This window comes from Micromonospora sp. NPDC049171 (assembly GCF_040648275.1).
Lineage (GTDB): Bacteria > Actinomycetota > Actinomycetes > Mycobacteriales > Micromonosporaceae > Micromonospora.
Window position 1 is genome coordinate 1 of sequence record NZ_JBEZDJ010000023.1, and the last position, 25,111, is coordinate 25,111.

Consider the following 25,111-nt stretch of genomic DNA (forward strand, 5'->3'; position numbering starts at 1 on the left):
ACCTGCCGATGCCCGAACGTCACCACACCCGGCCTCGCCACCAGCACCTCCACCACAACCAAGATCAGTTGCACTGAAGCCTAGAAACCACCCCGTGCCGGAGGGCAATAACCTCATGATCACCGGGGCCGACGAGGCGGGGGCGACGGGGCGGGGGCGACGGGGCGGGGGCGACGGGCGGGGGCGACGGGCGGGGGCAGGGGTTAGGGGAGCGTGGTTAGGGCGGCGTTTAACTCGTCTGGGGAGTTGAACTGTTCGGGCGGTAGCGACTGCAACATCTGCAACATTTCTGTGCTGGCGCCGTTCTCCTGGCCCCAGCGGATCAGGTCCTCCCGGGAGACCGGGTAGTCGAGTCCGGCCAGGTACTCCTGCAACTGAACGCCGGTGACGGTCATGTCGGCCGGCTACCCGCTCGCGGTGGCCGTACACCGGCTCGGTCGGCACCCACGACGGCCCGGCGGCCGGCGTGTCGGCCCGCGGCGCGCCCACGGTTTGTCCCCACGGGGGTCGGGTAGCCGCTGGCATGCTGGTTCAGCGGCTCGGCGCGCCGAGCGACTTCGACCCGTTGCTGGAGCGCGTTCGGGACGCCCGGGTGGTGATGATCGGCGAGTCCACCCACGGCAGTTACGACTACTACCGGCTGCGTGAGCAGCTCACCCGTCGGTTGGTCGCGGAGTGCGGCTTCTCCTTCGTCGCGGTGGAGGGTGACTGGCCGGACTGTGACCGGGTGCACCGTTCGGTGACCGCCGCGCCGGACGGCGCACTCCAACCGCAGCTTGCGCTGGACCAGTTCCAGCGGTGGCCGACCTGGATGTGGGCCAACGCCGAGGTGGCCAGGTTCGCCAGTTGGTTGCGGGCCTGGAACGTGGAGCGGCCGGAGGAGCAACGCGCCGGGTTCCACGGGCTCGACGTGTACAGCCTCTGGGAGTCGATGCAGGCGATCTTCGACTACCTGGGGGAGGAGGACCCGACGTCGCTGGAGGCGGCGCAGGACGCGTACCGGTGCTTCGAGCCGTACGGGAAGAGGGTCGAGGAGTACGGCGCGGCCAGCCGGTTCGTCTCCGCCCGCTGTGAGGAGGAGGTCGTCCGGCTGCTCGCCCGGACCCGTGAACATGCCCTCTCCGACGGCCCGGACCGCTTCTCGGCCTGGCAGAACGCGGAGGTGGTGGCGGGGGCGGAGCGGTACTACCGGGCGATGGTGGCCGGTGGGCCGGACTCGTGGAACATCCGCGACACCCACATGCAGGACACCCTGGACCGGCTGCTGGACCGCTACGGCCCGGAGGCCCGGGGCATCGTCTGGGCGCACAACACGCACGTCGGGGACGCGCGGGCCACCGACATGGCCGCGGACGGGATGGTCAACATTGGTCAGTTGGCCCGGGAACGGCACGGCGACGACGCGGTGGCGCTGATCGGCTTCGGTAGCTACCGGGGCACGGTGATCGCCGCACCCCGGTGGGGTTCGCCACCCGAACCGATGGTGGTGCCTCCGGCCCGCGCGGGGTCGATCGAGCGGCGGCTGCACGAGCTGATGCCGGACCGGGCGGTGCTGATCTTCGGCGGTGACGACCAGCCCGGCTGGGTGACCGACACCGCCGACCATCGGGCGATCGGGGTCGTCTACGACCCGTCCTTCGAGTCCTGGGGCAACTACGTGCCCACCCGGCTCGGCGACCGCTACGACGCGTTCATCTGGTGCGACGAGACAACCGCTCTGCACCCGCTGCCGGTCCCGGCCGCCTCCGGCGAGATGGAAACCTACCCGGCCGGCGTCTGACGCCGTGCCCGATCGTGTCGATCATGGGGTTGTGGTGCTGGACGAAGGCCTCGGATCGGGGCACGACGGGCACCACAACTCCATGATCGACCGGGCGGCGGCGGGGTTAGACCCGTGCTGGGGTTTGTTCTTCCAGGTGGGTGCGGAGGCCTTCGCCCTCGATGTCGACGTTCGGTAGGGCGCGGTTGAGCCAGCTCGGCAGCCACCAGGCGCGGTCACCCAGGAGTGACATCACCGCCGGGACGATCGTCATCCGGACCACGAACGCGTCGATGGCGACGCCCACCGCGAGCGCGAAGCCCATCGACTTGATCACCGGGTCCTCCAGGAAGACGAAGCCCCCGAAGACCGACATCATGATCAGCGCGGCGGCGGTGACCACCCGGGCGCCGTGCCCCATGCCGCTGATGGTGGCCTGCCGGGCGGACTTGCCGTGGACGAAGTCCTCCCGCATGCGGGACACCAGGAACACCTCGTAGTCCATGGCGAGCCCGAACAGGATGCCGATCAGCAGGATCGGCAGGAAGCTGATCAGCGGGCCCGGCGTGTCCAGGCCGACCAGGTCGGCGAGGTGCCCCTGCTGGAAGACCGCCACCGTGATGCCGAACGTGGCGGCGACGGTGAGCAGGAAGCCCAACGCGGCCTTGACCGGCACCAGCAGCGAGCGGAACACCAGCATCAGCAGCAGCACCGAGAGCCCGACCACCAGCAGCAGGTAGACCGGTAGCGCGTCGGAGAGCTTCTCGGAGACGTCGATGCCGATCGCGGTGGCACCGGTGAGCAGCACGTCAGCGTCGCGGATCCCGCCCACCGCGCCGCGGATGTCGTGCACCAGGGTTTCGGTGGCCTCGTCGGTCGGGCCGGTCTTGGGCACCACGCCGAGCAGCGCGGTCCGACCGTCCGGGCTGAGCTGCGCCGGTGCCACCGCGAGGACGTTCTCGGTGCGCTGGAGCAGTGCGGTGACCTGCGGCACGGCGGTCGCGGTGGCCTGCGGCGTGGCACCGGCGACCACCACCGCGAGCCGGCCGGTGAAGCCCGCTCCGAAACCCTCGACGGTCAGGTCGTTGGCCACCCGGGCGGGTGAGCCGACGGCGGCCGTCGCGGCCCCCGGCAGGGCCAGCCGCATGTCCGGCGTGGGCAGCGCGAGCAGGCCCAGGCCGAGCAGACCGACCAGGATGACGGGTACGCGGAAGCGGGTGACCAGTCGTGCCCAGCGGAACCCGAACCGGGACTCGTCCTCGGCGGCCGGCCGGTCGGTGCCGCCGGAGTGGTCGGCGAAAGCGCTGGTGTCGGTGGTGGTGCCAGCGCTGGTGTCGGTGCCGTCGGTGGCGACGGCGCGCAGTCGGCGGGGGAGCACCCGGCGACCGGCGAAGCCGAGCAGTGCCGGCTGGAGGGTGATCGCGACGAGGACGGCGACGGTGACCGTGCCGGCGGCGGCGAGACCCATCACGGTGAGGAACGGGATGTTCACCACGGCCAGTCCGGCCAGCGCGATGACCACCGTCGCGCCCGCGAAGACCACCGCGGACCCGGCGGTGCCGACCGCTCGGCCGACCGCCTCCTCCGGGGACAGGCCGTCGAGCAGGTTCTGCCGGTGCCGGGAGGTGATGAACAACGAGTAGTCGATGCCGACGGCGAGGCCGAGCATCAGCGCCAGGATCGGTGCGGTGCTGGTCAACTCGATGACGCCGCTGAGCGCGAACAGACCGGCCATGCCGACGCCCACGCCGATCAGCGCGTTGAGCATCGTCATTCCGGCGGCGACGAGGGAACCGAACGTGATGATCAGGACGATCGCGGCGACGAGGACGCCGAGCGCCTCGGTGGAGCCGATCTCCGGCTCACCACCCAGCACCTCACCACCCGGGGCCACCTGCCAACCCTTCGCCTCGGCGGCGGCGCCGACCTCCTCGTACGCGGTGCGCTGCGCGTCGCTCACCTCGTCGCCGCCGCTGGCGAACTGGACCTGGACCAGCGCGTACCGGCCGTTGGGCGAGACCGCGCCGACCTGGAGCGGGTTGACCGCGCCGACCACGCCGGGCAGGGACGAGGCCTCCTGGACCAGCTCCTGCACCACGGCCTGGCCCTCGGGGGTGGCCAGTTGGCCGTCGGCCGGCGCCTTGACCGTGATGGTGCCGGTGGCGCCGCTGGCCGCGGGGAACTGCTCGGCGAGCAGGTCGAGCGCCCGCTGGCTCTCGGTGCCGGGCATGGTGAAGTTGCTCGCCGTCGGGCCGCGCAGGGTCGCCGCGGCCAGGCCGGCGATGACGAGTACGACGAGCCAGAGCGCGACAACGAGTCGACGCCGGCGCAACGCGCCCCGGCCAAGCCGGTAGAGCAGGGTGGCCATCAGGAGTCCTTGTCCTCGGTCGTGGGTGCTGGGTGCTGGGGTGACTCGACGGGCTCGACGGCCCGCCGGACGAGGGTGAGCAGGGCGGGGCGCAACTCGTCGTCGGGCATGTCGACGAACTCGGCGCACGCCTCGGAGATGCCGGCGAGCAGCACCAGCGCGGCGATCCGGGCACCGGGGCGGTCGGAGTGCCCGGCCAGCGCGTCGCGCAGCCGATCCGAGATCTGCTGGATGTGTGCGAAGGCCGGCTGGCACAGCAGCTCGGGGAACTCGCCGCGCAGCACCGCGATCTCCCGCCGGAACCGGACCGCGAGGTCGACGAAGCCGATCGCGGCGACCTCCTGGGCGGGCGCCCCGGTCAGGCCGGTGAGCTGGTCGTCGAGGTCTCGCAGCACACCGATCGCGGGAGCCATCAGCTCGGCGAGCAGGGCTTCCTTGTTGGCGAAGTGGTAGAGCACGGTGGCCTTGGAACAGCCGACCTCGCCGGCGATGTCCTGGAGCGAGGTGCCCCGGTAGCCGGTGACCGCGAACCGTCGCGCCGCCGCGGCGAGAATCTCACCGTGCGTTTCGGACACCGCTCTGGCCATCATTGGTCCACCTCCGTGAACCAGCATGCCTGACCGATCGGTCAGATCCTGACCGATCGGTCAGACTCCTGCGGTGGCGTTCCCCACATCCGGCGTTGGTTTACTCGGCGTGCTCGGCGTCGTACCTGGTCCGCGCCTCGGCGATGGCCCGACGGTGCCGCTCGGCCCAGGCGGTCAGCGCGACAAGTGACTCGTACAGCTCCAGCGCCATCGGGGTGGCGGTGTATTCGACCTTCGGCGGAACGGTCGGGTAGACCCGGCGGTGCAGCAGACCGTCCCGTTCCAGGTTGCGCAGTGTCAGGGTGAGCATCCGGCGGCTGATTCCCTCGATGTGCCGCTCCAGCTCGGTGAAGCGCACCGGCCCGTGTGAGGCGGCCACCAGAACGCCGATGCTCCACTTGCCGCCGACCCGGTCGAGCACCTGGCGGACGGTGCACGCCCGAGCCTGGCCCGGGGTGAACGGCACGTTCTCGGCCGTGCACGTCACCTCGGCCTGGACCAGCGCGGACACATCGCTGTTCCTCTGGGACATATCAGTGCCTCCTTCCGCTCCGGTTCATGGTCACAGACGATGACCTCGGTAACAAACCGTGCACCAAGGAGGGGGTTTCATGGACCGCGTCGTTGCGTCCCGCTGGCCGGCACTGCTCGTGCTCTGTGCCGGCAGCCTGATGATCATCCTGGATGGCACGGTCGTGGCGGTGGCGCTGCCCGCCGTACAGCGCGACCTGGGCTTCACCGCCGCCGGCCTGGCGTGGGTGGTCAACGCCTACCTGGTCGCGTTCGGCGGGCTGCTGCTGCTCGCCGGCCGACTCGGCGACCTGCTCGGCCGGCGGGGGGTCTTCCTGGCCGGCGTCGCGCTGTTCACCCTCGCCTCGCTGGCCTGCGCGGTCGCCACCGGGCCGGCCCTGCTGGTGGCCGCCCGGTTCGGCCAGGGCGTCGGTGGGGCGCTGGCCATGGCGGTCAGCCTCGGCATGATCGTCCGGCTCTATCCCGAACCGGCCGAGCGCGCCCGTGCGATCGCCGTCTTCAGCTTCACCGGAGCAGCCGGCGCGTCGGTCGGCACCGTCGCCGGTGGGGTGCTCACCGACGCGGCCGGGTGGCGGGCGATCTTCCTGGTCAACCTGCCGATCGGTGCGGCCATCCTGCTCACGGCCGTCCGCCGGCTCCCCGCCGAACGGGGTATCGGCCTACGGGCCGGCCTGGACCTGCCCGGCGCGCTGCTCGTCACCGCCGGTCTGATGGCCGCCGTGCTGGGCATCGTGGGGACCGGCGAGCACGGCTGGACCAGCCCGCGCACCCTCGGCGCGGCGGCCCTCGCGGCGCTGCTGCTCGGCGGGTTCGTGCTCCGCCAACGAGTGGCGGCGACCCCGCTGCTGCCGGGTCGGGTGCTGCGCGTCCCGGGTCTGGTGGCGGCGAACGCCGTGCAGTTCCTCATGGTGGCCGCGTACTTCGGTTTCCAGTTCCTGCTCGCCGTGGAGCTGCAACTGGTGCTCGGGCTGGACGCGGCCACGACCGGCTGGGCCTTCCTGCCCACCCCGGTGGTGATCGCGGTGGTGTCACTCGGCCTGGCCGGTCGGCTGATCGCCCGTTGGGGCGCCCGGACCGTACTGCTGGTCGGGCTGGGCCTGGCCACCGTCGGCTTCCTGCTGCTCGCCCGGCTGCCCACCGACGGCGCGTACCTCGCCGACGTACTCCCGGCGATGTTGATCTTCGGGATGGCCGGCGGTCTGACCCTGCCGGCGGTCACCACCCTGGCCATGGCCGGCGCGACCGACGCCGGGCTCGCCTCCGGCCTGGCCAACACCACCCAGCAGGTCGGTGGGGCGGTCGGCCTGGCCGCGCTGGCCACCCTGGCCGCCGCCCGCAGCGACAGCCTGCGGACCGCCGGCTGGGCCGAGACGGCCGCGTTGGCCGGTGGCTACCGGGTGGCGTTCGCCGTGGCCGCCGCCCTGGTGGTCGCCGCGTTGCTGGTGGCACTGACCACGCTGCCCGGCACCCGACCCGCCCGAACCAGCCGGCCGGGTGAGTTGACCGCCGACACCGAGCCGGTCGGCAGGGCAGGTTGACCGCCGGCAACGGGCCGGTCGGCAGGGCAGGTTGACCGAGGGCCGTGGGGCCGCGAAGGTGGTCGGGTGAGCGAGGCTGACGAGACCCGGGACGGCGTGGCCCTGACCAACCTGGACCAGCCGCTGTCCGACCGCGACGGCGCGACCAAGCGTGACCTGGTCGACTACCTCGACGCGGTCAGTGGGCGGATCCTCCCGCAGGTGCGGGGCCGCCCCCTGTCGGTGATCCGGGTCCGCCCCGGCCAGCCGCCCTTCATGCAGAAGAACCTGCCCCGCTACACCCCGGACTGGGTCCGCCGGGTGCCGGTCTGGGCGGAGGCGTCGCACCGGGAGATCTCGTACGCCCTCTGCGACGACCGGCGCACCCTGCTCTGGTTCGCCAACCAGCGCGCGGTGGAGTACCACCCGACACTGGCCACCGCGGCGGATCCGCAGCGCCCGACGCACCTGGTGCTCGACCTGGACCCGCCGGAGGGCGACGGCTTCCGGGCAGCCGTCGCCGCGGCCCTGCTGGTCCGCCAGGCACTCGCCGACGCCGGCCTGGCCGGTGCGGTCAAGACCAGCGGGGCGAAGGGCGTGCACGTGTTCGTCCCGGTGGCCGACGAACCCACGGCGGAGGAGTTGGCCGCCGCCACCCGGGCGCTGGCCGTCCGCGCCGAGCGGCTCGACCCGGCGTTGGCCACCACGGCGTACATCAAGGAGGACCGGGGTGGCCGGGTCTTCGTGGACGCCACCCGCGCGGGCGGGGCGACGGTGGTGGCCACGTACAGCCCGCGGCTGCGCCCCGGGATGCCGGTGTCCTTCCCGGTCGACTGGGCCGACCTGACCGAGGTGACCCCGGCCGACTTCACCATCCGGACCGCGCCGGCGCTGCTCGGCGACGGCGACCCGTGGGCCGCGCTGATGCCGGCGCCGCAGCCGCTCCCGGCCGACCTGGTCGCCGAGGGCCGGACCATCCCGGTGGCCCGGGTGCAGGCCATGCACGAGGGGAAGCGTCGGGCCCGCGCCCGCCGCGAGGCCGGCTGACCGGGCTCGCCGGCCTCCGCCCGCGCCCGGCGAGCGGCTGATTGTCGGTGGGTTGTGGCACGATTTCCCAGGTGAGCAGCAAACCCGATGCGACCCAGCGACTGGGCGACCTCGCGCGGCTGCGCCGGGTCCGCGACCGGATCGACCGGGAGTACGCGTCTCCGCTCGACGTCGAGGCGCTCGCCCGGGGCGCGCACATGTCGGCCGGGCACCTCAGCCGCGAGTTCCGGCTCGCCTACGGCGAATCTCCGTACAGCTACTTGATGACGCGGCGGATCGAGCGCGCGATGGCGTTGTTGCGTCGTGGCGACCTCAGCGTCACCGAGGTCTGTTTCGCGGTCGGCTGCTCGTCGTTGGGCACCTTCAGCACCCGCTTCACCGAGCTGGTCGGCGTGCCGCCGAGCGTCTACCGGCGGCGGGCGGGGCAGGCGACGGCGGGGATGCCGTCCTGCGTGGCGAAACAGGTGACCAGACCGATCAGGAATCGAGAAGCGCAGGTCACGGAGCCACAACTAGCGTGACGGCCATGGACATCACCATTCACTCAAGCTTCCTTCCGCACCTCGACCCCGATGCCTCGCTGGCCTTCTACCGCGACGTCCTCGGTTTCGAGGTCCGCCTCGACGTCGGCTACGGGGGGATGCGCTGGATCACCGTCGGGCCGGCCGGCCAGCCGAGCACGGCCATCGTCCTGCACCCGCCGGCCGCCAGCCCCGGCATCACCGACGACGAACGCCAGACCATCCTGGAGCTGGTGGCCAAGGGCAGCTACTTCGGCGTCAATCTGGCCACCGCCGACCTCGACGCCACCTTCGCCAACCTGGAGGCCAGTGACGCCGAGGTCGTCCAGGAGCCAACCGAGCAGCCGTACGGCGTGCGCGACTGCGCCTTCCGCGATCCCGCCGGCAATCTGATCCGCATCCAGGAAGTGCGCTGACCCGTCCAACCCCGGCCAGATGGAGACTCGATGAGCACGGCCACCCCGCCGTCCACGCCGCACGTCGCGGACAGCCACGATCTGATCCGTGTGCAGGGCGCGCGCGTCAACAACCTCAGGGACGTCAGCGTCGAGATCCCGAAGCGCCGGCTGACCGTGTTCACGGGTGTCTCCGGCTCCGGCAAGAGCTCGTTGGTGTTCGGCACCATCGCCGCCGAGTCGCAGCGGATGATCAACGAGACCTACAGCGCGTTCCTGCAGGGCTTCATGCCGACGCTGGCCCGGCCCGAGGTCGACCTGCTGGACGGCCTGACCACGGCGATCATCGTGGACCAGGAGCGGATGGGCGCCAACTCCCGGTCCACGGTCGGCACCGCCACCGACGCCAACGCGATGCTGCGCATCCTGTTCAGCCGGCTCGGTCAGCCGCACATCGGCTCGCCCAACGCGTACTCCTTCAACGTCCCCTCGGTGAAGGCCACCGGTGCCATCACCGTCGACCGTGGCGTTGGCAAGACGAAGACCGAGAAGGCGACATTCACCCGGCTCGGCGGGATGTGCCCACGCTGCGAGGGCATGGGGTCGATCAACGACATCGACCTGTCGGCGCTGTACGACGACAGCCTCTCGCTCAACGAGGGCGCGATCACGATCCCGGGCTACAGCATGGAGGGCTGGTACGGCCGGATCTTCCGTGGCTGCGGCTACTTCGACCCGGACAAGCCGATCGGCAAGTACACCAAGCGGGAGCAGCACGACCTGCTCCACCGGGAGCCCACCAAGATCAAAATTGATGGGATCAACCTGACGTACACGGGCCTGATCCCGTCCATCCAGAAGTCCTTCCTCGCCAAGGACATCGACGCGTTGCAGCCGCACATCCGCGCCTTCGTGGAACGGGCCGTGACCTTCACGACCTGCCCCGACTGCGACGGCACCCGGCTCAGCCAGGAGGCCCGGTCGTCGAAGATCCAGGGAAAGAACATCGCCGACGCCTGCGCCATGCAGATCAGTGATCTCGCCGCCTGGGTCCGGGGGATCAGGGACTCGTCGGTGACCCCGTTGCTGGCCGGGCTGCAACACCTCCTCGACTCGTTCGAGAAGATCGGGTTGGGTTACCTGTCGCTCGACCGACCGTCGGGCACCCTGTCGGGCGGCGAGGCGCAGCGCACCAAGATGATCCGCCACCTCGGCTCGTCGCTCACCGACGTCACCTACGTCTTCGACGAGCCCACGATCGGGCTGCACCCGCACGACATCCAGCGGATGAACGAGCTGCTGCTGCAACTGCGCGACAAGGGCAACACCGTGCTGGTCGTGGAGCACAAGCCGGAGGCCATCGCCATCGCCGACCACGTCGTCGATCTCGGTCCCGGAGCCGGCACGGACGGCGGGACGATCTGCTACGCGGGCACCCTGGAGGGCCTACGCGCCAGCGGCACCATCACCGGCCGCCACCTCGACGACCGGGCGGCCCTCAAGGAGACGGTGCGTACGCCCACCGGCAGGCTGGAGATCCGTGGCGCGACGGCCAACAACCTCCAGGCCGTCGACGTCGACGTCCCGCTCGGGGTGCTCGTCGTCGTGACAGGTGTCGCCGGCTCCGGCAAGAGTTCACTCGTGCACTCCTCGATCCCCGCCGGTGCCGGTGTGGTGTCGATCGACCAGGGCGCGATCCGTGGCTCACGGCGGAGCAACCCGGCCACGTACACCGGATTGCTCGACCCGATCCGTAAGGCGTTCGCGAAGGCCAACGGTGTGAAGCCGGCGCTGTTCAGCGCCAACTCCGAGGGCGCGTGCCCGAGCTGCAACGGCGCCGGTGTCATCTACACCGACCTGGGGATGATGGCCGGCGTCGCCGCACCGTGCGAGGACTGCGAGGGCAAGCGGTTCCAGGCGTCGGTGCTGGAATACCGCTTCGGCGGTCGCGACATCAGCGAGGTGCTCGCGATGTCGGTGACCGAGGCCGAGAAGTTCTTCGGCGCCGGCGAGGCACGTACGCCGGCCGCGCACGCCATCCTCGACCGGCTCGCCGACGTCGGGCTCGGCTACCTCAGCCTGGGCCAACCGCTCACGACCCTCTCCGGCGGCGAGCGGCAGCGCCTCAAGCTGGCCACCCACATGGCCGAGAAGGGCGGCGTCTACGTCCTCGACGAACCGACCACCGGCCTGCACCTGGCCGACGTCGAGCAACTGCTCGGCCTGCTGGACCGCCTCGTCGACGCCGGCAAGTCGGTGATCGTCATCGAGCACCACCAGGCGGTCATGGCGCACGCCGACTGGATCATCGACCTCGGTCCCGGTGCCGGCCACGACGGTGGTCGGGTCGTCTTCGAGGGCACCCCCGCCGACCTCGTCGCCGCCCGTTCCACCCTCACCGGCGAGCACCTGGCGACGTACGTGGGCAGTTGACGGCCGACGTTCACGCCACCGGCGGTCGGGCGTGCCGTGCCGTCGTGGTGGCGAGGACTCCGCAGGTGGCGGTGATCAGACCGAGGGCTGCGGTGCTCGGGTTGACGTACCCGGGCACTGACGAGGTGACGTAGGTGCTGCCACCGCTGAGGCGGCACTCGAAGCGCAGCGGCAGGAGGCGGACGTCGTACCCGTTGACCTGGCTCGCCCGCTGCGGCCCGGCCTCCCGACAGGGTTCGATCGGGAAGGAGCCGGCGCCACCGTCCTCCGCCCGCAGCACCGCGTAGCCGAGGTGGAGCAGACCCCAGGCGTACACGGCGACGGCGCCCGCGCCGGCGAGAAGGGCCGCCGCCCGCAGCCAACCCGACCGTTCGCTGCTCCGGAACACCGTGCGGAGCCCGCGAACGGTGAGGGTCGTCGCGAGGACGGCCCCACCCAGCGCGGCGAGGAGCAACACGAGAAACAGCATGCCGACATTCTTGATCTTGTGCGATCGTCGACGCCAGTGGGGTGGTCAGGCGGGACTGTTGGCGACCGCGACGTCGAGCACCCAGGTGATGCCGAACGGATCGGTGAGCATGCCGTAGAGGGGCGCCCAGCCGGCAGGTGCGAGGTCGACCACGATTGTCGCGCCCTCGCTGAGCTTCTTCCAGTAGCCGGTGATCTCGTCGGCGTCCCTACCGCGGACCGAGACGAAGAACGGGCTCTCGCCCGGGCTCCACGGTCGCCCGGACGGCACGTCGTACGCCATGATCTGGAAGCCCTCGGCGGACGTGACCTGACCCCACATGACCTGGTCGGCCTCGTCCGGGTGCTGCACGTTCTGAGCCTCGGCATAGGTCACCGCGACGAGGTCACCGCCGAACACCGACCGGTAGAACTCGAGAGCGGCACGGGCGTTGCCCCGCAGGTTGACGTGCGCGACGGTGTCGATGCTCATGGTTGCCCCTCCTGGTACGTGTCCTCACCCCGTGGCTGCTGCCCGGGGACGAGGGAACGATGACAGCGGTAGCGGTCAGGTTGTGTCCGCTACCTTTGCGAAGATCGGAGGCATGCCCAAGACATCGGCGCGACTGCTGGCGTTGCTCTCGCTGCTCCAGGCGCGCCGCGACTGGCCGGGCGGCCTGCTTGCCGAAAGGCTGGACGTCAGCCCCCGCACCGTGCGGCGCGATGTCGACAGGTTGCGCGAGCTCGGCTACCCGGTCCGGGCCGTCAAGGGCCCGGACGGCGGGTACCGGCTGGACGCCGGTGCTCAGTTGCCACCGCTGCTGTTCGACGACGAGCAGGCGGTCGCCATCGCCGTCGCGCTCCAACTGGCCCCCCTCTCCGGAGCGGGCATCGAGGAGGGCGCCGCGCGAGCGCTGCACACCATGCGGCAGGTCATGCCCAGTCGGTTGCGGCACCGCATCGACACCCTGCGGGTCACCGCCGTCGAACAACCCACCACCCGCCCGGACCCGCCGGTCGACAGCAGTGTGCTGACGGCCATCGGGACGGCCGTGCACGCCCACGATGTCCTGCGCTTCGACTACGCCTCGACGACGTCCGACCGCCACGCGCCACCCCGCCGCGTGGAGCCCCACCACCTCGTCACCTGGAAGGGACGCTGGTACCTCGTCGGCTGGGACCTCGACCGTGGCGACTGGCGCACGTTCCGGGTCGACCGCATCAGCCCGCGTACCCCAACCGGACCGCGCTTCGCCCCCCGACGGCTCCCCGCGACAGACGTGGCCACCTTCGTGGCCGCCCGATTCCGAGGGTCCACCGACGCGTCGGCGTGGCCCTGCCTCGGTGAGGTCATCCTCGACCTTCCCGCCGCCGTGGCCGCCACGTACACGAACGACGGGCTCGTCGAAGAACTTGGCCCCGACCGGTGCCGACTCGTGCAGGGCTCCTGGTCCTGGACCGGCCTCGCAGCCGCCCTCGGCAGGTTCGACGCCGCCATCGAGGTTGTCGGGCCCGCGGAGCTCAGGGCCGCCTTCGCGGGTCTCGCCCGCCGTTTCGCCGCCGCGGCAGGATGACCCCCGTTGGGCGGCTACGACCAGCGGGAATGCGAAAACCGGGCGCGGGGAGCCAACATGCTCCTGCGCCCGGCCTGATTTCTTGGCAAGTGTGCCCCCGGCAGGATTCGAACCTGCGCCCCCGCCTCCGGAGGGCGGTGCTCTATCCCCTGAGCTACGGGGGCTCAGCGACTGGAGAAGACTAGCAAACCTCCCCTGCGTACGCCGAATCGGTATCGGGTGAGCCGATCGTGTCGGCGACCGGCTCACCCCTGCGCTCAGGCCGCGACCGCCCGCCCACAACTGGGCAGCGGGTGCAGGACGACTCGCCGCGGCAGCCGGCGTGGCCACTCGTTGCGCGGCCAGGAGCCGTCCACGATCAGATGCACGGTGCGCTGCTCCGCGCCGCTGAGCCGCAGCACGAAGTCGCGGGGGAGTGGCGGGTCCACCGTCGGCGTGGTGATCATGAAGCGCACCCGGCCGCGGGACGAGATCGCGGAGATCACGTCGGCTGCCGGCATGGTGCCGCGCAGCCGCACCCGACCGATCCAGTAGACCTCCGCGAGGTGCTCCTGGGCGGCCCGGGTGATCGCCGGGTACTCACTGCGCACCCAGCGCTCGACCGCGCTGACGCAGAGCCCGCAGGCGCGCTCGCGCGGCTCGCGCGGACCCAACCCCCAGGCCCGCAGGTACGCCCCGACCGCGCCCGTGTCCAACGGCAGATCGAATCGGCGCGTGATGAGCGTGGTGAGGCTCTGCCTGGTCCACAGCTCTTCGTCCAGGCCGAACTCGTCGGGGTGGACGCCCCGCAGTGTGTCGATCAGTTCGAGTTCCTGTTCGCGGCTGAGCATTCCCGGCTCGCCCTGCCGCTGTCCGCGACGGACGGCTGCCACCGCCCCGTCACCACCGATGGTGTGGCGTCGGCACCAGCTGGTGACCGAACGCCGTGCGTCTCTGAGTGCAACCCCCACGTCTTGGGCAACGAGCACGAATCGCAACTGGTCACGATATGTGCGGAGAAAACTCTCTAAGCAACGTAATCGCCTGTCCCGGTCAAATACCCCACACCGGACACAAGTGACATTCAGTCCACAATTCCCCACGTGCGCAACTTGATCGACTCGGGTTTCTGTAAGTCGGGGCGTCCCGGTCGCGCGGACAGCCCGGTTTCCTGAAACCGGAGTCGATCATGCGCCGGGCCGCTGTGCGCCGGGCCGCTGTGCGCCGGGCCGCTGGGCGCTGGGCGTCGGGTGCTGCGCCGACTGGGGCTGGGGTGGGTATGGGGCGGGCCCGCGCCCGCGCCGATGAGCGGCGGTGGCGCGGGCCCGGTACGGCCGTCGCGAGTGGGCTAGCTAGCCCTTGGCCGCCTGTGCCTGGAGTTGCCGGAGGTTGTTCAGCTCGGTCTGCTGGGTGGCCTTCATGGTCTTCGCCACCCGCACCACCTCGGCGTTGTCGGTCTCGTCGAGCGCCGCGTCGATCATGTGGATGCCGCCGAGGTGGTGGTCGTACATCAGGGTCAGGAACTGCCTGTCGACCTCGATGCCCCGCGCGTCGCGCAGGGCGGTCATCTGCTGCGGCGTGGCCATCCCCGGCATCAGCCCGTCCTTGTTGAGGCGGGCCCCGTCGGACATCCACGACATCGGCGGCTGCGACCCGGTCGGGCTCAGACCCCATTCGCGCAGCCAGGTCTGCATGGCGCCGATCTCGCCCTGCTGACCGGTGGCGATGTCGACAGCGATCTGCCGCACCTCGGGGAGGGTCGCCGACCGGTACGCGATCAGGCTCATCTCCACCGCCTGCGCGTGGTGGGTCGTCATGTCCCGGGCGAAGCCCGCCTCGACCGACGCGTCACCCGGCCGGGTGAGTCGCGGGGTGAGCAGGCCGCCGGCGTACCCGAGGAGGAGCCCCACCACCACCATGACGGCGAGCGCCAGCACGCCGTAGCGCGACGCCGGGGCCCGGCCGTCCTCGTCCGGGACGGCCGGGGTGTCGTCGTACTCGCTGTCGGTGGTGGCGGGGGCGGTCATCGGCGTCCTTACTGCTGGGGTGGCTGCTGCTGCTGCGGGAGCTCGCGGGGCGTGGTGCCGGTGGCGGTGATGCCGGTGTTGCACAGCGCCGTCGGGCCCTCGGCGGAGGCGTTCACCCGCAGGTCCTTGATGAACTCGTCGATGCGCGAGTCGTCGGCGTTGTCGAGCTTGAGCTGGTAGCCCCAGGCCTGCAGCGAGATCGGCTTGTCCAGGCCCTCGTACGGGCTCATCATCATCTTCTCGACGCCGCGCACCTTGCCGGCGAGCTTGTTGACCTGGTCGGCGGGCAGGTCGGGGCGGTAGGTGATCCACACCGCGCCGTGCTCCAGGCTGTGCACCGCGTGCTCGTTGGCGATCGGGGCGTCGTAGACGTCGCCCATGCAGTTTTGCCAGGCGGCGTTGTGCACGCCACCCACCGGCGGGGAGTATTTCCAGGTCAGCGGGCCTGACTTGTGCGACTCGTACTTCAGGCTCTCGCCGTCGGTCTTGCGGATGTTGGCGATGCCGTCGATGGCGTTGGCCCGCTTGTCCCACGGCTTGGAGCCCTGGAACGCCGCGTAGGCGCCGTAGCCGATGATGCCGGCCGCGAGCACGCCCACCGCGACGAAGAGCGCGATGGGGCCCCAGGCGCGGCCCTGGCTCACCTTGACCGGGGTGACCGGTTTGCGCGGGCCCTTGCCACCTGCCCGCGGGGAGCCCGCCGGCTTGCCGGAACCGGCCTTGGCGCCGGGTGCCGGCCGGCCCGCGGCCGGCTTCTTCCCGGTGCTGACCACGGTCGGGCGGCGCTCAGGGCCACCGGGGGTGCTGATGCTCATCGTGCCTCGTCAAGTCGGTCGGTCAGGGGAGTGGCGGGCCGGATGACGCGCAGGGTAGCCGCCGAGTGCCCGAGTCTACCCCCGATAACATGGCTGGGTGACTCCTGCAGAACTCGCCTCGGTCGTCCTTGCCGCCGCCCACGCCGTCTTCGTCGAGCGTGGCCTGGACCGCGCAGCCCTGCCGGAGCACACAGTGGTGGAGCGACCGCGCAATCCCGAGCACGGCGACTACGCCTCGACCCTCGCCCTGCAGTTGAGCAAGAAGGTGGGTGTTCCGCCCCGGGAGTTGGCCGCCGCCCTGGCCGACGAGCTGGGCCGGTCAACGGGCATCAAGTCGGTCGAAATCGCCGGTCCGGGCTTTCTGAACATCCGGCTCGACGCGGCCGCCGCCGGTCAGCTCGCCCGGGTGATCGTCGAGGCCGGTGCGGAGTACGGCCGCAGCGACCGGCTCGCCGGCGAGCGGATCAACCTGGAGTTCGTCTCGGCCAACCCGACCGGGCCGGTGCACATCGGCGGGGTCCGCTGGGCGGCCGTCGGTGACGCGTTGAGCCGGCTGCTGCGGGCCACCGGCGCCGACGTCGGCACGGAGTACTACTTCAACGACGCCGGTTCGCAGATCGACAGGTTCGCCCGTTCGCTGCTCGCCGCGGCCAAGGGTGAGGCGGCGCCGGAGGACGGCTACGGCGGGGCGTACATCGCCGAGATCGCCACCGAGGTGCAGGCCCGCCGGCCGGAGGTGCGGACCCTCGACGACGACGCCGCCCAGGAGGTCTTCCGGGTCGAGGGCGTCGCGCTGATGTTCGACGAGATCCGCTCCTCGCTGCGCGACTTCGGGGTCGAGTTCGACACCTACTTCAACGAGAAGGACCTGCACGACCGGGGCGAGTTGGACCTCGCGCTGAACCGGCTGCGCGAGCAGGGGCACCTCTACGAGTCCGAGGGCGCCACCTGGCTGCGCACCACCGACTTCGGCGACGACAAGGACCGGGTGCTGCGCAAGTCCAACGGCGAGTGGACGTACTTCGCCGCGGACTGCGCCTACTACCTGGACAAGCGCGAGCGCGGCTTCGAGCGGGTCGTGATCATGTTGGGTGCCGACCACCACGGCTACATCGGCCGGATGAAGGCGATGGCCGCCTGCTTCGGCGACGACCCGGAGCGCAACCTGGAGATCCTCATCGGGCAGCTGGTCAACCTGCTGCGCGACGGCGCTCCGATGCGGATGAGCAAGCGGGCCGGCACGGTGATCACCCTGGAGGACCTGGTCGAGGCGATCGGCGTGGACGCCTCCCGGTACGCGTTGGCCCGCTACTCCAGCGACTCCCCGATCGACATCGACATCGAGCTGTGGACCCGGGCGACCCGCGACAACCCGGTCTACTACGTGCAGTACGTCGCCGCCCGGACGGCGGGCGTGGCCCGCAACGCCGCCGAGGTGGGGCTGGTCCCGGGCGACGCCGACGCGTTCCGCCCCGAGCTGCTCGATCACGAGAAGGAGAACGAGCTGCTCAAGGCGCTCGCCGAGTTCCCCGCCGTGGTGGCGACGGCCGCCGAGCTGCGGGAGCCGCACCGGGTGGCCCGCTACCTGGAGGAGGGCGTCGCCGCCTCCTACCACCGCTTCTACGACAACTGCCGGGTGCTGCCGCTGGGCGACGAGGAGGTCACCGACCTGCACCGCGCCCGGCTCTGGCTCAACAACGCCACCCGCACGGTGATCGCCAACGGGCTGCACCTGCTGGGCGTCTCCGCACCGGAGAGGATGTGACATGAGGGCTCATGAGGCGGGTGCGCTGCACGCGGACATCAACAGCCGGGGGCCGGCCTGGCTGCGTACCCCGGAGGATGTCAACGCCCTGTTGCCGGCGCTGTGGCCGCGGTCGGTGACGCGCGGCGCGGACGGCGCGGTCGCCGTCGCGGGCCTGAGCGTCCGCGACATCGCGGCCGAGTTCGGCACCCCGGTGTACGTCCTCGACGAGGCCGACCTGCGGTCGCGCTGCCGCGACTTCCGGGCGGCCTTCCCGACCGAGGACATCTTCTACGCGGGTAAGGCGTTCCTCTGCCGGGCGGTGGTCCGGATGATCGCCGAGGAGGGGCTGCACCTGGACGTCTGCACCGGGGGTGAGCTGGCCACCGCGCTGTCGGCCGGGATGCCGCCGGAGCGGATCGGCTTCCACGGCAACAACAAGTCGGTCGCCGAGCTGGGCCGGGCGCTGGACGCCGGGGTGGGCCGGATCATCGTCGACTCGTTCACCGAGATCGACAGGCTCACCGCGCTGGCCCGCGAACGGGGGGTCCGGCCCCGGGTGCTGGTCCGGGTCACCGTCGGCGTCGAGGCGCACACCCACGAGTTCATCGCCACCGCCCACGAGGACCAGAAGTTCGGCTTCTCGCTGGCCGGTGGCGCCGCCGCGAACGCCGCGTTCAAGATCCTCGACGAGGGTGTGCTGGAGTTGCGCGGTCTGCACTCGCACATCGGCTCGCAGATCTTCGACGCCAGTGGCTTCGAGGTCTCGGCCCGCCGGGTGCTCGCCCTGCAGGCGCAGATCCGCGACGCGCGCGGGGTGGAGCTTCCCGAGCTGGACCTAGGCGGCGGCTTCGGCATCGCGTACACCACCCAGGACGACCCGGCCACCCCGCAGGACCTGGCCAAGCGGCTGCGCAAGATCGTCGATTCGGAGTGCGCGGCGGAGAACCTGGCCGTGCCGCACCTGTCGATCGAACCGGGGCGGGCCATCGTCGGGCCGGCCGTGTTCACCCTCTACGAGGTCGGCACGGTCAAGGAGCTCGACGGCATCCGCACGTTCGTCAGCGTCGACGGCGGGATGAGCGACAACATTCGCACCGCGCTCTACGACGCGTCCTACTCGGCGACGCTGGCCTCCCGCGCGTCGGGCGCGCAGCCGTTGCTCGCCCGCGTGGTGGGAAAGCACTGTGAGTCCGGGGACATCGTGGTGAAGGATGAATTCCTGCCCGCCGACGTGCAGCCCGGAGATCTTGTCGCGGTGCCCGGCACCGGCGCGTACTGCCGGAGCATGGCCAGCAACTACAACCATGTGCCCCGGCCGCCGGTTGTCGCGGTGCGCGACGGTCAGGCGCGTCTGATCGTCCGGCGGGAGACCGAAGACGATCTGCTGGCATTGGATGTGGGATGACGTCACCTGTGCGCTTGGCGCTGCTCGGCTGTGGCACGGTCGGCCAGGAGGTGGTCCGGCTGCTGCACGAGCAGTCGGCCGACCTGGCCGCCCGCATCGGCGCTCCACTGGAGATCGCCGGCATCGCCGTCCGTCGGCTCGGCCGCGATCGGGGTGATCTGCCGGTCGACGAGGCCCTGTTCACCTCCGACGCGCTCGGCCTGATCAAGCGCGACGACGTCGACGTGGTGATCGAGGTGGTGGGCGGCATCGAGCCGGCCCGGGGCTGGCTGGTCGAGGCGCTGCGGGCCGGCAAGAGCGTGGTCACCGCCAACAAGGCGCTGCTCGCCGAGGATGGCGTGGCCCTGCACGAGGCGGCGGCCGAGGGCGGCGGCGACCTCTACTACGAGGCGTCCGTAGCCGGCGCGATCCCGCTGCTGCGCCCGCTGCGCGAGTCGCTGCACGGTGACCGGATCAACCGGGTCACCGGCATCGTCAACGGCACCACCAACTTCATCCTCTCCGCGATGGACGCGACCGGCGCCGGGTTCGCCGAGGCCCTGGAGGAGGCAACCTCCCTGGGGTACGCGGAGGCCGACCCGACCGCCGACGTGGAGGGCTTCGACGCCGCGGCGAAGGCGGCGATCCTCGCCTCGCTGGCGTTCCACACCCGGGTCGGCGCCGCCGACGTGCACCGCGAGGGCATCACCGAGGTGACCGCCGCGGACATGGCCAGCGCTCAGGCGATGGGCTGCACGATCAAGCTGCTCTGCATCGCGGCCCGAGGCGTCGACCGCAGCGGCCGGGAGACCGTCAGCGTCCGGGTGCACCCGGCGATGATCCCGCGCAGTCACCCGCTGGCCAGCGTCGGCGACGCGTTCAACGCGGTCTTCGTGGAGGCGGACGCGGCCGGGCAGCTGATGTTCTACGGTCGGGGCGCCGGGGGTGCGCCGACCGCCAGCGCGGTGCTCGGTGACGTGGTCGCGGTGTCCCGCAACCGGCTCGCCGGGGTGCGCGCGGCCAGCGAGAGCGCGTACGCGGACCTGGCGGTCCGGCCGATGGGCGAGGCGTTGACCCGCTACCACGTCAGCCTCGACGTGGCCGACCGTCCCGGTGTGCTGGCCTCCGTGGCGAACGTGTTCGCCCGGCACGACGTGTCGATCGCGACGGTGCGGCAGGGTTCGGCGAGTGGGTCGCCCGGCCGGGACGGCGACGCCGAGTTGGTCATCGTCACCCACGTCGCACCGGATGCCGCGCTCGCCGCGACAGTCGGCGAGCTGCGCGGTCTGGACATTGTCCGGTCCGTGACCAGTGTGTTGCGGGTCGAGGGCGGCGCCTGATTCGTTGACACCCATGGGTGGGGCTGGCTCGCGCGTCCCGCCAGGTGGGTAAGCCGGGGTGTGCCCTTGACCACTCCGGCAGGCTGGTCCAAGGTGGCCCGATGCGCGGGTCGGCGCAGTGTCAGAGGCGAGGAGAACGACATGTGGCGGGGTCTGATCGAGGCGTACCGGGATCGGCTGCCGGTCACCGCGGCCACGCCGGTTGTCACGCTGCACGAGGGCAACACCCCGCTGTTGCCCGCGCCGGTGCTGTCCGCGCGGATCGGCTGCGACGTGCACCTCAAGGTGGAGGGTGCCAACCCGACCGGCTCCTTCAAGGACCGGGGGATGACCCTCGCGGTGTCCAAGGCGGTCGAGGCCGGCAACAAGGCCATCATCTGCGCCTCCACCGGCAACACCAGCGCCTCCGCCGCGGCGTACGCGGCGCGGGCCGGGCTGACCTGCGCGGTGCTGGTGCCGCAGGGCAAGATCGCGTTGGGCAAGCTGGCCCAGGCCCTGGTGCACGGCGCGAAGCTGCTCCAGGTCAGTGGCAACTTCGACGACTGCCTGTCGCTCGCCGCGAAGCTCGCTCAGGACCACCCGGTCGCGTTGGTCAACTCGGTCAACATCGACCGGTTGCACGGCCAGAAGACCGCCGCCTTCGAGATCGTCGAGGCACTCGGTGACGCGCCCGACATCCACTGCCTGCCGGTCGGCAACGCCGGCAACATCTCCGCCTACTGGATGGGCTACGCGGAGGAGCAGGCCGCCGGCGCCACCACCCGCGCGCCGAAGATGTACGGCTTCCAGGCCTCCGGTGCGGCCCCGATCGTGACCGGCCAGGTGGTGCCGGAGCCGTCGACGATCGCCACCGCCATCCGGATCGGCAACCCGGCGAGCTGGACCAGGGCGTTGGACGCCCGGGACACCTCCGGTGGCCTGATCGCCGCGGTGACCGACCGGGAGATCCTCTCCGCGTACCGGCTGCTCGCCCGCGAGGTGGGTGTCTTCGTGGAGCTGGGCAGCGCGGCCAGCGTGGCCGGCCTGCTCCAGCAGGCCGCGGCGGGCGCGGTGCCGCCCGGGTCGACAGTGGTCTGCACGGTGACCGGTCACGGCCTGAAGGACCCGGAGTGGGCGATCTCCACGGCCCCGGCGCCGCTGACCATCGCGAACGACCCGCTGGCCGCCGCCCGCGCCCTCGACCTGGCCTGAGCGGTCACCGGCCGGTTGGTGACCGGCGGAGTACGGGCGGTAAACGGGACGGCGTGGGGGTGGCCGGGGTTCGGGTGATCGAGTCCGGCACACTTTCGGGTATCCCCGCCCGCATTCTCGTTCAGGAGTGAACCAGGCCGATGTCGCTGCTCGCCAGATTCAGCCTCGCCAACCGAGGGCTGATCGCCCTCATCGCGGTGGTGACCACGGCGTTCGGAGCGTTCGCCGTTCCGTCGCTGAAGCAGCAACTGCTGCCGTCGCTCGAGTTCCCGGCCGCGTTCATCGTGGCCGCCTACCCCGGTGCCGGCCCCGAGATCGTCGAGTCGCAGGTGACCGAGCCGATCGAGAACGCCCTCCAGGGCATCCAGGGGTTGGACAAGGTCACCTCCACCTCCCGCGAGGGGTCGGCCACCGTCCAGGTGACGTACGAGTTCGGCACCGACCTGGACGACGTGGTCAACAAGATGCAGACCGCGCTGAGCCGGATCGACGCCCAGCTGCCGTCGAGCGTCGACCCCCAGGTCATCGCGGGTAGCACCGACGACCTGCCGGCGGTGGTGCTGGCCGCGGCCGGCGCGGCGGACGAGCGGGCGCTGGCCGAGAAGCTGCGGGCGACAGTGGTGCCGGAGCTGGAGGGCATCGAGGGCGTCCGCACGGTCGAGGTGACCGGCACCCGCGACGACCTCGTGGTGGTCACCCCGGACCCGGCGAAGCTGGCCGCGGCGCAGGTGCAGCCGACGGCGATCGGCGCGGCGCTGAAGACGAACGGCGTTGCCGTTCCGGCCGGCGCGGTGACCGACGACGGGCTGACCCTGCCGGTGCAGGTCGGCACGCCGATCGCCAGCCTGGAGGATCTGCGCGGCATCGTGATCACCCCGGGCGCGTCGCCGGTCCGCCTCGGTGATGTGGCCAGTGTCGAGCAGCAGCTCGCTCCGGCCACCGCGATCACCCGGACCAACGGCAAGGACAGCCTCGGCATCGCGGTCACCGCCGCGCCGGACGGCAACGCCGTGCAGATCTCGCACGAGATCCGCGACCGGCTCGCCGACCTGAAGGACGCCTCCGGCGCGGAGCTGACTGTGGTCTTCGACCAGGCGCCGTTCGTGGAGAAGTCGATCGAGTCGTTGACCACCGAGGGCCTGCTCGGCCTGGTGATGGCGGTCCTCGTCATCCTCGTGTTCCTGCTGTCGGTGCGGTCGACGGTGGTCACCGCGGTCTCCATCCCCCTCTCCGTGCTGGTGGCGTTGATCGCCCTGTGGATCGGCGACTACTCGCTCAACCTGCTCACCCTCGGCGCGCTGACCATCGCGGTGGGTCGGGTGGTGGACGACTCGATCGTGGTGTTGGAGAACATCAAACGACATCTGGAGTACGGCGAGGAGAAGCGGCACGCCATCGTCACCGGCGTCCGTGAGGTGGCCGGCGCCGTGACCGCGTCCACCCTCACCACGGTGGCGGTGTTCGCGCCGATCGCGCTGGTCGGCGGGTTCGTGGGCCAGCTCTTCGCACCGTTCGCGATCACCGTGACGGTGGCGCTGCTCGCGTCGCTGCTGGTGTCGCTGACCGTGATCCCGGTGCTCGCGTACTGGTTCCTCAAGCCGCGTGGCGGCACCGCGGACGACGAGGCGGTGCGACGTGTCGCGGAGGAGAAGGAGCTGCGCAGCCCGTTGCAGCGGGCGTACCTGCCGGTGGTCGGGTTCGCCACCCGCAAGCGGTCGACCCGGTGGATCACCGTGGGGCTCGGTCTGCTGGTGCTCTTCGGCACCTTCGGCCTGGCCCAGAAGCTGGAGACCAACTTCCTGGACGACTCCGGCCAGGACACCCTGAACATGAGTCAGGAGCTGCCGGCCGGCAGTGGCCTGGCGGCCACCGACGCGGCGGCCAAGCAGGTCGAGTCGGTGCTGTCGGCCACCAAGGGCGTCGAGACGTACCAGGTGACCGCCGGCGCGGGGGACAACCCGTGGGCGGGTGGTGGCGGCAACAACGTCGCCAACTGGTCGCTGGCGCTCGACGGTGACACCGACGCGAAGCAGATGCGTGAGGTGCTGCGCAAGGAGTTCGACAGGCTCGGCGCCGGTGTGGGTGAGATCAGCTTCGGTGGCGGGCAGGAGGCGTCGACCAGCCAACTGGAGGTGATCGTCCAGGCCAGCGACCCGGAGGCGCTGACCCGGGCCACCGAGGAGGCCCGGGCGGCGATGGCCGGTGTCCCGGACGTCGAGGACGTCTCCACCAGCCTGGCCGACCGGGTGCCGCGGGTCGACGTGACTGTCGACCGGGTCGCCGCCGGTCGGGCCGGGTTCACCGAGGCCGCCGTGGGGCAGCTCGTGTCGCAGGCGTTCCGGGGAGCGCCGCTGGGTGAGGTCGCGCTCGACGGTCAGCAGCAGAACGTCGTCCTGCGGCTGGGCTCGCAACCACCGATGACTGTGGAGGAGCTGCGGGCGCTGCCGGTGGGTTCGGTCAAGCTGGACGACATCGCGGACGTCACCCAGGGCGAGGGGCCGCAGCAGGTCACCCGGATCGACGGTGAGCGCAGCGTGTCGGTGACCGGTGCGGCGACCGGCTCGAACCTGGGCGCGACGAGCAAGGAGCTGCAGAAGCGGCTGGACGGCATCGACGTGCCGGGCGCGAGCTTCACGATCGGTGGCGTCAGCGCGGACCAGGCGGATGCCTTCGGTGATCTGGGCCTGGCGGTGCTGGTGGCGATCGCGATCGTCTTCCTGATCATGGTGGCCACGTTCCGCAGCCTCACCCAGGCGCTGATCCTGCTGATCTCCATCCCGTTCGCGTCGACCGGCGCGATCGGGCTGCTGCTGGTCACCGGGACGCCGCTCGGCGTGCCGGCGTTGATCGGTGTGCTGATGCTCGTCGGCATCGTGGTGACGAACGCGATCGTGCTGCTCGACCTGATCAACCAGTACCGGGCGCAGGGCATGGGGGTCCGGGAGGCGGTGGTCGAGGGCGGCCGGCGTCGGCTGCGCCCGATCCTGATGACCGCCGTGGCGACCATCTTCGCGCTGCTGCCGATGGCCTTCGGGCTGACCGGCGAGGGCGGCTTCATCTCGCAGCCGCTGGCGGTGGTGGTGATCGGCGGTCTGCTCAGCTCCACGCTGCTCACCCTGATCCTGGTGCCGACGCTCTACACGATGGTGGAGCACACCAAGGAGTCGCTGCGGGCCCGACGCGACCGGCGGCGCTCCGGCGAGCCGGCGGTGACGGCGGCGGAGACCGGCGAGGCGACGAGCCCGAACCAGGTGGCGGTGCCCGGTGACGTGTCCGCCCCGGCGACGGCCGGGAGTGCACAGTCGGCCGCCCCGTCGGGTGCCCTGGTGGACGGCACGGACCAGTTCGAGGTGCTGCGCCTGCCCCGTAGCCGTACCTCGCCGCTGCCCCCGTCGGAGCCGACCGAGTAGGGCCTGACTCCGACAGGCACTGCGCAACGCCCCCGGCGG

At 71.3% G+C, this 25,111-nt stretch carries 21 protein-coding genes and 1 tRNA gene; 12 read left to right on the plus strand and 10 right to left on the minus strand.

What is annotated here, in order from left to right; all coding sequences use genetic code 11:
• Positions 1–203: 203 nt before the first annotated feature.
• Positions 204–395 (minus strand): DUF2795 domain-containing protein, encoded by a 192-nt coding sequence (locus AB0B14_RS26165; RefSeq protein ID WP_357066810.1) that lies wholly within the window; start codon positions 393–395, stop codon positions 204–206.
• Between the two features lie 128 nt (positions 396–523).
• Between AB0B14_RS26165 and AB0B14_RS26170 the strand changes: the two genes are divergently transcribed.
• Positions 524–1,780, plus strand: a complete 1,257-nt coding sequence (locus tag AB0B14_RS26170) for an erythromycin esterase family protein (protein ID WP_357066812.1) — start codon at positions 524–526, stop codon at positions 1,778–1,780.
• A gap of 106 nt (positions 1,781–1,886) precedes the next feature.
• Here AB0B14_RS26170 and AB0B14_RS26175 read toward each other — a convergent pair whose 3' ends face one another.
• The 3 genes from AB0B14_RS26175 to AB0B14_RS26185 all read right to left on the minus strand — a co-directional run bounded on the left by AB0B14_RS26175 (position 1,887) and on the right by AB0B14_RS26185 (position 5,246).
• Positions 1,887–4,127, minus strand: coding sequence for an MMPL family transporter (locus AB0B14_RS26175; protein ID WP_357524721.1), 2,241 nt, complete (start codon positions 4,125–4,127; stop codon positions 1,887–1,889).
• Positions 4,127–4,714, minus strand: coding sequence for a helix-turn-helix domain-containing protein (locus AB0B14_RS26180; protein ID WP_357067210.1), 588 nt, complete (start codon positions 4,712–4,714; stop codon positions 4,127–4,129). Before AB0B14_RS26180 ends, AB0B14_RS26175 begins: the two co-directional genes overlap by 1 nt.
• Positions 4,715–4,814: 100 nt before the next feature.
• Entirely contained in the window at positions 4,815–5,246 is a 432-nt protein-coding gene (locus tag AB0B14_RS26185; protein WP_357066816.1) for a helix-turn-helix domain-containing protein, read from the minus strand.
• Positions 5,247–5,325: 79 nt separating this feature from the next.
• Between AB0B14_RS26185 and AB0B14_RS26190 the strand changes: the two genes are divergently transcribed.
• The 5 genes from AB0B14_RS26190 (at position 5,326) to AB0B14_RS26210 (ending at position 11,158) form a co-directional block, all read left to right on the plus strand.
• Entirely contained in the window at positions 5,326–6,783 is a 1,458-nt protein-coding gene (locus tag AB0B14_RS26190; RefSeq protein WP_357066818.1) for an MFS transporter, read from the plus strand.
• Positions 6,784–6,849: 66 nt separating this feature from the next.
• On the plus strand, positions 6,850–7,809 hold the full coding sequence (locus AB0B14_RS26195) for an ATP-dependent DNA ligase (RefSeq protein ID WP_357066820.1): 960 nt from the start codon (positions 6,850–6,852) through the stop codon (positions 7,807–7,809).
• 71 nt (positions 7,810–7,880) lie between these two features.
• Positions 7,881–8,330, plus strand: a complete 450-nt coding sequence (locus tag AB0B14_RS26200; RefSeq protein WP_357066822.1) for a helix-turn-helix transcriptional regulator — start codon at positions 7,881–7,883, stop codon at positions 8,328–8,330.
• 5 nt (positions 8,331–8,335) lie between these two features.
• The gene (locus AB0B14_RS26205) at positions 8,336–8,746 is read left to right on the plus strand and encodes a VOC family protein (RefSeq protein WP_357066824.1); all 411 of its coding nucleotides are present in this window, start codon (positions 8,336–8,338) and stop codon (positions 8,744–8,746) included.
• 30 nt (positions 8,747–8,776) lie between these two features.
• Complete coding sequence (locus AB0B14_RS26210; protein ID WP_357524723.1) at positions 8,777–11,158, plus strand: excinuclease ABC subunit UvrA; 2,382 nt, start codon at positions 8,777–8,779, stop codon at positions 11,156–11,158.
• 10 nt (positions 11,159–11,168) lie between these two features.
• Here the strand turns inward: AB0B14_RS26210 and AB0B14_RS26215 are convergent, their stop codons facing one another.
• Together AB0B14_RS26215 and AB0B14_RS26220 are read right to left on the minus strand one after the other, a co-directional pair.
• Positions 11,169–11,627 carry a hypothetical protein gene (locus tag AB0B14_RS26215; protein WP_357066829.1) on the minus strand — a complete coding sequence of 153 codons (459 nt, stop codon included), beginning with the start codon at positions 11,625–11,627 and terminating at the stop codon, positions 11,169–11,171.
• 45 nt (positions 11,628–11,672) lie between these two features.
• Complete coding sequence (locus AB0B14_RS26220; RefSeq protein ID WP_357066831.1) at positions 11,673–12,098, minus strand: VOC family protein; 426 nt, start codon at positions 12,096–12,098, stop codon at positions 11,673–11,675.
• A 112-nt stretch (positions 12,099–12,210) separates the two neighbouring features.
• On the opposite strand from AB0B14_RS26220, the gene AB0B14_RS26225 reads away from it, so the two are divergent.
• Entirely contained in the window at positions 12,211–13,179 is a 969-nt protein-coding gene (locus AB0B14_RS26225; protein ID WP_357524725.1) for a WYL domain-containing protein, read from the plus strand.
• Positions 13,180–13,271: 92 nt separating this feature from the next.
• On the opposite strand, the gene AB0B14_RS26230 is transcribed toward AB0B14_RS26225, so the two are convergent.
• From AB0B14_RS26230 to AB0B14_RS26245, 4 genes are all read right to left on the minus strand, one after another.
• Positions 13,272–13,343, minus strand: a tRNA-Arg gene (locus AB0B14_RS26230).
• 93 nt (positions 13,344–13,436) lie between these two features.
• Entirely contained in the window at positions 13,437–14,129 is a 693-nt protein-coding gene (locus AB0B14_RS26235; protein WP_357524793.1) for a winged helix-turn-helix domain-containing protein, read from the minus strand.
• A 381-nt stretch (positions 14,130–14,510) separates the two neighbouring features.
• Positions 14,511–15,185: a DUF305 domain-containing protein gene (locus AB0B14_RS26240; RefSeq protein WP_357066835.1), complete on the minus strand. Its 675-nt coding sequence runs from the start codon at positions 15,183–15,185 to the stop codon at positions 14,511–14,513.
• Positions 15,186–15,193: 8 nt separating this feature from the next.
• A complete protein-coding gene (locus tag AB0B14_RS26245; protein WP_357066837.1) occupies positions 15,194–16,000 on the minus strand; it encodes a DUF3105 domain-containing protein in 807 nt (268 codons plus the stop codon).
• 97 nt (positions 16,001–16,097) lie between these two features.
• Here AB0B14_RS26245 and argS point away from each other — a divergent pair, with 97 nt between their 5' ends.
• The 5 genes from argS (at position 16,098) to AB0B14_RS26270 (ending at position 25,072) form a co-directional block, all read left to right on the plus strand.
• Positions 16,098–17,765: an arginine--tRNA ligase gene (gene argS, locus AB0B14_RS26250; protein WP_357524727.1), complete on the plus strand. Its 1,668-nt coding sequence runs from the start codon at positions 16,098–16,100 to the stop codon at positions 17,763–17,765.
• Between the two features lies 1 nt (position 17,766).
• Positions 17,767–19,152: a diaminopimelate decarboxylase gene (lysA, locus tag AB0B14_RS26255; RefSeq protein WP_357066840.1), complete on the plus strand. Its 1,386-nt coding sequence runs from the start codon at positions 17,767–17,769 to the stop codon at positions 19,150–19,152.
• Positions 19,153–19,160: 8 nt separating this feature from the next.
• Positions 19,161–20,471, plus strand: a complete 1,311-nt coding sequence (locus tag AB0B14_RS26260; protein WP_357067214.1) for a homoserine dehydrogenase — start codon at positions 19,161–19,163, stop codon at positions 20,469–20,471.
• Positions 20,472–20,612: 141 nt separating this feature from the next.
• Positions 20,613–21,662, plus strand: coding sequence for a threonine synthase (thrC, locus tag AB0B14_RS26265; RefSeq protein WP_357524729.1), 1,050 nt, complete (start codon positions 20,613–20,615; stop codon positions 21,660–21,662).
• A 140-nt stretch (positions 21,663–21,802) separates the two neighbouring features.
• Positions 21,803–25,072: an efflux RND transporter permease subunit gene (locus AB0B14_RS26270; RefSeq protein ID WP_357066844.1), complete on the plus strand. Its 3,270-nt coding sequence runs from the start codon at positions 21,803–21,805 to the stop codon at positions 25,070–25,072.
• Positions 25,073–25,111: the final 39 nt, after the last annotated feature.

Excerpts from the sequence above, each read along its gene's own strand:
- AB0B14_RS26170 (WP_357066812.1), top strand. The coding sequence starts at position 524 with ATGCTGGTTCAGCGGCTCGGCGCGCCGAGCGACTTCGACCCGTTGCTG.
- AB0B14_RS26205 (WP_357066824.1), top strand. The coding sequence starts at position 8,336 with ATGGACATCACCATTCACTCAAGCTTCCTTCCGCACCTCGACCCCGAT.
- AB0B14_RS26240 (WP_357066835.1), bottom strand. The coding sequence starts at position 15,185 with ATGACCGCCCCCGCCACCACCGACAGCGAGTACGACGACACCCCGGCC.
- AB0B14_RS26190 (WP_357066818.1), top strand. The coding sequence starts at position 5,326 with ATGGACCGCGTCGTTGCGTCCCGCTGGCCGGCACTGCTCGTGCTCTGT.
- thrC (WP_357524729.1), top strand. The coding sequence starts at position 20,613 with ATGTGGCGGGGTCTGATCGAGGCGTACCGGGATCGGCTGCCGGTCACC.
- AB0B14_RS26270 (WP_357066844.1), top strand. The coding sequence starts at position 21,803 with ATGTCGCTGCTCGCCAGATTCAGCCTCGCCAACCGAGGGCTGATCGCC.
- AB0B14_RS26185 (WP_357066816.1), bottom strand. The coding sequence starts at position 5,246 with ATGTCCCAGAGGAACAGCGATGTGTCCGCGCTGGTCCAGGCCGAGGTG.
- AB0B14_RS26165 (WP_357066810.1), bottom strand. The coding sequence starts at position 395 with ATGACCGTCACCGGCGTTCAGTTGCAGGAGTACCTGGCCGGACTCGAC.
- AB0B14_RS26180 (WP_357067210.1), bottom strand. The coding sequence starts at position 4,714 with ATGGCCAGAGCGGTGTCCGAAACGCACGGTGAGATTCTCGCCGCGGCG.
- AB0B14_RS26215 (WP_357066829.1), bottom strand. The coding sequence starts at position 11,627 with ATGCTGTTTCTCGTGTTGCTCCTCGCCGCGCTGGGTGGGGCCGTCCTC.
- lysA (WP_357066840.1), top strand. The coding sequence starts at position 17,767 with ATGAGGGCTCATGAGGCGGGTGCGCTGCACGCGGACATCAACAGCCGG.
- AB0B14_RS26220 (WP_357066831.1), bottom strand. The coding sequence starts at position 12,098 with ATGAGCATCGACACCGTCGCGCACGTCAACCTGCGGGGCAACGCCCGT.
- AB0B14_RS26225 (WP_357524725.1), top strand. The coding sequence starts at position 12,211 with ATGCCCAAGACATCGGCGCGACTGCTGGCGTTGCTCTCGCTGCTCCAG.
- AB0B14_RS26210 (WP_357524723.1), top strand. The coding sequence starts at position 8,777 with ATGAGCACGGCCACCCCGCCGTCCACGCCGCACGTCGCGGACAGCCAC.
- AB0B14_RS26245 (WP_357066837.1), bottom strand. The coding sequence starts at position 16,000 with ATGAGCATCAGCACCCCCGGTGGCCCTGAGCGCCGCCCGACCGTGGTC.
- AB0B14_RS26175 (WP_357524721.1), bottom strand. The coding sequence starts at position 4,127 with ATGGCCACCCTGCTCTACCGGCTTGGCCGGGGCGCGTTGCGCCGGCGT.